The organism is Treponema sp., assembly GCF_045657965.1.
Lineage (GTDB): Bacteria > Spirochaetota > Spirochaetia > Treponematales > Treponemataceae > Treponema_D.
In genome coordinates, this window is sequence record NZ_JAZOUG010000339.1 from 1 (window position 1) to 4,728 (window position 4,728).

6 protein-coding genes are annotated in these 4,728 nt (G+C 39.1%); 3 read left to right on the top strand and 3 right to left on the bottom strand.

The window, feature by feature from the left end:
* Nucleotides 1–176 precede the first annotated feature (176 nt).
* Together ACKI5B_RS12735 and ACKI5B_RS12740 are read right to left on the bottom strand one after the other, a co-directional pair.
* Entirely contained in the window at nt 177–680 is a 504-nt protein-coding gene (locus ACKI5B_RS12735; RefSeq protein ID WP_407429355.1) for a hypothetical protein, read from the bottom strand.
* Nucleotides 681–770: 90 nt separating this feature from the next.
* A complete protein-coding gene (locus tag ACKI5B_RS12740; protein ID WP_407429357.1) occupies nt 771–1,283 on the bottom strand; it encodes a hypothetical protein in 513 nt (170 codons plus the stop codon).
* A 123-nt stretch (nt 1,284–1,406) separates the two neighbouring features.
* Here ACKI5B_RS12740 and ACKI5B_RS12745 point away from each other — a divergent pair, with 123 nt between their 5' ends.
* The 3 genes from ACKI5B_RS12745 to ACKI5B_RS12755 are packed head-to-tail and all read left to right on the top strand — an operon-like array spanning nt 1,407 to nt 3,692.
* A complete protein-coding gene (locus ACKI5B_RS12745) occupies nt 1,407–2,459 on the top strand; it encodes a sensor histidine kinase (RefSeq protein ID WP_407429359.1) in 1,053 nt (350 codons plus the stop codon).
* Complete coding sequence (locus ACKI5B_RS12750) at nt 2,428–3,105, top strand: response regulator (RefSeq protein ID WP_407429361.1); 678 nt, start codon at nt 2,428–2,430, stop codon at nt 3,103–3,105. Before ACKI5B_RS12745 ends, ACKI5B_RS12750 begins: the two co-directional genes overlap by 32 nt.
* On the top strand, nt 3,102–3,692 hold the full coding sequence (locus tag ACKI5B_RS12755) for a hypothetical protein (RefSeq protein ID WP_407429363.1): 591 nt from the start codon (nt 3,102–3,104) through the stop codon (nt 3,690–3,692). Before ACKI5B_RS12750 ends, ACKI5B_RS12755 begins: the two co-directional genes overlap by 4 nt.
* Before the next feature lie 441 nt (nt 3,693–4,133).
* Here ACKI5B_RS12755 and ACKI5B_RS12760 read toward each other — a convergent pair.
* Nucleotides 4,134–4,728 (bottom strand): hypothetical protein (locus ACKI5B_RS12760; protein WP_407429365.1); only part of this gene is annotated, 595 nt, incomplete at its 5' end.

Below are 4,728 nucleotides of genomic sequence, written 5' to 3' on the forward strand. Positions count from 1 at the left end.
AATAGACTTGAACAACCTATTGTACACCTTCGAGGAAAGTTTTTTTTGCTATAAGCTTTTGCCCACCACCCGCATAGCAGGTGGTTTATTGTGAAAACATTCCGCTTCGCTACATGTTTTCACCGGCTCATGCGCCGGAAAATAAAAGAGGACTGCTTTTTTCGCAGTCCTCTCTTTTAATCTTTGAATTGAATAAAGTTCTCTTCGCTTACTTCAACTTCAACATCTTCATTTCCAATAACTACTGAATCTATTTCGGAATTATTATCATACTTTGCAATAAACTTAAACACAGAATTTTCGTTTATTTCCTTTGTAATTTCACTTGCATCACGGTTAGCATATAAATATTTAAGAAGAGCTACTTCAGTACCTTCTTCAAGGTTCTTAAATTCAGGTAAAGTATTCAAATAATCTGCAAAAATCTGAAGAATTGGATCCTGAGAATCTTTAGGTGTAAAAATAATTGAATATGTCTGAACTTCAGGTGTTTCTTCTACTGGATTATCGGTAGGAGTTTCAGGTGTCTCTTCTACTGGATCATCAGTAGGAGTTTCAACCGGTGTTTCAGGACCACTTGGTTCCGGAACATAAAGTGTCGGATCATTTGTAGGTGTGCTGCAAGAGAACATCACAAAACCAATAACCAAAATACTTAAAATCTTCAAAATCTTATTCATTCGAATCTCCTAAATTATTTAATAATTTTCACTGCTGAATGATTCTACATCATCACACTAAAATTCCTTTGGGACGCTTTCCTAATGCTTCTAATAGTTACGTCGTTCCCAGTTATCCACTTCCCATTGAGCAAGGGATTGCCCGGATGTTTTTTCCTTTATCTTATTAATCAGACTTATGTAAACCTTAGGCTCTTCTATTTTGGTCCAATTAACCATATCTTTGCCTTTAATCCCTGCATTTTCAAGATTGATTCTGTCGATTGGAAGGTGCGGCGGTTCTTTTATATAGCCGGCACACCAGTAATATTTGCACATCATATTCAGAAGTTTCTGACAGGTGCCGAAATTCAACGCATTTCCCAATTTTTTAGTTTTCGCCTGAAGTTCTTCAATGTTCGCAATATGCTCTTCTTCTGTTACTTTCCTTTTGCTATAAACTTCTGATAGCTTGTCTTCCAGAATTTTTTTTATTTCTATTCTAAAATTACCTTTTTCTTTATTCGTAGTGTTTTTATTCCAAACCCCATTGTGTTGAACTGCTGCGCCCCATGAGAGCATAAAAAATTCGTTTTTAAGAAATTTTCTCTGTGATTCATTCATGGACTCTAACCTCCTTTGCTCCACATTCTACATCAAGAGGTCAAAATTCCTTTGGGACGCTTTCCTAAAATTCTTGGGAAAATTTCCCAAACAAAAACGGGACTTTTGATGTATACTTGGCGCATGAGCAAAAGTGTTGCTTTAACATTGAAGCATGTTTTTAAAATTGAATTACTCATCATCTATGTGGCAATAATCAATTTTGGATTTTCCATTTATTTTAAGACGTACTCTAACAAAAAAATTTCTGAACTGGATTCTCAGATGCTCAAAATCCAGCTGGAAGAAAACAGCGGTAATTTTAATCATGATGGTTTGATAGAAAAACTCACTTACGATTACGCGCCTTTTACTTATTTTGATGAAGAATTAAAAACTGAACTTTCAGAGATTATTGAACTTCTGGAAACAAATCAGAGCACAATTGAGCCGATAATCACTTTTCAAAACAACATGCACCAGACGCAGACTAGGCTGAACCTTGGCTACGACACGCTTTTGTACTGCTCTCTCATCCTCATTATGATTGCAGTTTTTCTGATTGTAGAAAAATCCTTTAAAAACAGAATTGACCTTCACCGCCTTAAAGTAATGAGCGAAGAACAGTCTAAAATCAGCCGCAACCTTCACGACGGTGTTGCTCAGGATCTTGCGGCGCTTAAGCTTTATCTTGAAAAAGAAGATATTTCAAAATCAAAGTTTTATGCTCAGCAGGCTTTTAACGAAGTGCGCTATATGATTGGAACCACTCACCTGAACCTGACCGAAAGCTTTGAAGAAATTGTAAAAAAACTGGCGGCAACGCTTGAAGCAAACTACAACATTTCAACAAAGGTCTATATCGGTTCAACAAAAATTCAGCATTTAAGCGAAAATGTTCAAATTGAACTTATCCGAATCCTGCAGGAAGCGCTTTCCAACATCAGCCGTCATGCAAACGCGAGCAATGTGGAAATCCGTTTTGTAGACGGAATCGACGACTTCCGCTTTATTATAAAAGATGATGGCAAGGGATTTTCGGAAGAAGAAGTTGAACTTAAAAACAAGCAGAGCGCAAAAAAGCATTACGGCGTTTCAAACATCAAAGAGCGCGTGGAACTTTTGGGCGGTACTGTCAATTTTATAAGCGAGGGAGGAACAACAATTGCAATCACAATTAAAGATTCTGTTCGTTGATGATCATGTGGGCTTACGAGACGGCATGACTCAGATGCTTAAAAATAAAGATTCCTCTTTTGATTTTGTGTGCGCAAGTGATTATGAAAGCGCACTGGAAACCTTAAAGGAAAACCTCGGCATCAAAATTGTCATTCTTGATTTGAACCTTGACGGCAGAAGCGGACTTGAATTGATTCCCGAACTCAAAAAGCTTTCTCCCGACATTGCTATTTTGATTTACACCATGTTCAATGATGTGATTCATGTCGAAAATTCACTCTTGAACGGAGTTCAGGGCTACATTACAAAAGACGCAACAATTGATGAACTTGCCTCTGCAATCACTACTGTTGCAAACGGCAATTCATATTTTAATAAAGCTGCAACTGAACTGATGCAGTCGCTTCTTGTAAAACATGGACGCGAACATGACATCACAAATGATTTGAGCTATCTTTTTGACAACTACAAATCACTTTCAAAAAAAGAGCGCGAAGTTTTTATTCTTCTTTCTCAGGATATGCACGTTGCAGACATTGCCAAAAAGCTCGGCAAATCAGAAAAGACAGTCATCAATCAGCGAACCGAAGTCTATTCAAAACTTGATATAAAAGACAGGCACGACCTTCTTGAAAAAGCAAAACTTCTGGGGCTTATTGTATGATGAACAAAAACTGGACACCGCGCAGAATCATTTTTACAGTTCTCTTTACTGCAATTTCAATCGGAATAAATTATCTCGGCTCATTTCTGGCAGGATTGATTGCATTTCCTCTTTATCTTGATTCAGTAATGACTATTGCAGTAACTGCTTTGTGCGGACTTGTACCGGGCTTAATCTGCGCGTTCTGTTCAAATCTGCTTTTGTTCATTTTTGCACACACGGGAATCTTCTTTTCTGCATGTCATCTTTCTACCGCTTTAATCGCCTGGATGGTTTTCCGCACAGAAAGAAAAAATCATCCTAACGAAAAACTTCTTTCCGCAGACAGCTTTATGTGGGCTGGATTTTTAGCCGCAATCAGCAATTCAATTATCGGCGACACAATTTCAACTTTTGTTTATGGTGCAAACACTTCAATTCCGCAGGTAGATAACGCTGTTCAGGGAATCTACGTTGTAATCAGAAGCCTGCCGGTTGCAGCATACATAGGCGGCACAATCACAAACTTTGTAGATAAGCTTGTAAGTGCCACAATTTGCCTTTTTATTTATAGAGGCGTAAAGATAATACAAATCAAACATAGCTAGCAGAAGTCCAGAAGGCTGGCCGTCTGGCAGATAATCCAAAAAGACAGAGTCTTGTTGGCGGAGGTTTAGAAAGGGCAACGTTGCCCTTCTCAGGTTTCCAAAGGGCAGAGCCTTTTGGTGGCTATGAAGTGGAAAAAAAAAGCGGTGAAAGATTCCTTTTGGGGAAGCTTTCATTTGCCCGCGCTTTTCGGAACGGAATAGACAAGGGGTCGAGGGGATATGCCCTCGCACAATAGAAGTTTGTTCGCAGATTTTTGTAAAAAACGCGGGCAAACTTCTATTGTGTTAGAACTTGGCCACAAGTTCTGGAGTAGTTAGTTCCGAAGGCTCTTTTTTTATGCCTTTACGGCTCATTTTCTGTTAGGGAAACGGTGCGCTAACTAAAAAAAAACGCAATCAAGCAGTATTGCAAGATTGCGTATTTGTTGAAAACTGGAAGAATTACCGCTCAATGTCGTAATTACGCGAGCGGATTTTTTTTCTGCGTTCCTGAACTTCTGGAATTGCTTCCTTAATTTCACGAACTTCCTTAATCTGGCTGAGGGTATTTCCTCTCATGCCCTTTTCGATGTACTCTCCGAAATTGCTGCAGTAGCTTTGCCTCATGTCTTCCGCAACAATCATCAGCTCATCTGGGGTCTTGTTCCAGAAGTGTTTTGCAAAATACTGTGCCTTATGAAGCCATCCGCAGAACTTTTCTTCAAGGCCGTTAAACCATTCGCAAAGGCCTTTTCCATCTCTTCTTCTTGCCATAAGTCTTGCATCGTCAAACTTTATGTCATCTGCAAAAGTGAAGTATGGGGTAGCCGCATTGTTGTTGACTTTCTCGGCCCTTTCTGCGAGTTCCTTAGTTTCCCTCAGCATCTGGTCTAAGGCTCTGTCTTTTTCTTTTACCTCCTTGTTTTTCTTTTTAAGCTTCTGTACGAACTTGTGAAGGGATTCGGAAGCGTGTTTTCTAGCGTTCGATAAGAAAGTCTCTTTTTTTGTGACTTCTTCCTCGCGCTCTTTTAACTCGTCTTCCTTGTCGCTCAGTTTG

Coding starts and splice junctions, on each gene's coding strand:
- ACKI5B_RS12735 (WP_407429355.1), bottom strand. CDS start 680: ATGAATAAGATTTTGAAGATTTTAAGTATTTTGGTTATTGGTTTTGTG.
- ACKI5B_RS12740 (WP_407429357.1), bottom strand. CDS start 1,283: ATGAATGAATCACAGAGAAAATTTCTTAAAAACGAATTTTTTATGCTC.
- ACKI5B_RS12745 (WP_407429359.1), top strand. CDS start 1,407: ATGAGCAAAAGTGTTGCTTTAACATTGAAGCATGTTTTTAAAATTGAA.
- ACKI5B_RS12755 (WP_407429363.1), top strand. CDS start 3,102: ATGATGAACAAAAACTGGACACCGCGCAGAATCATTTTTACAGTTCTC.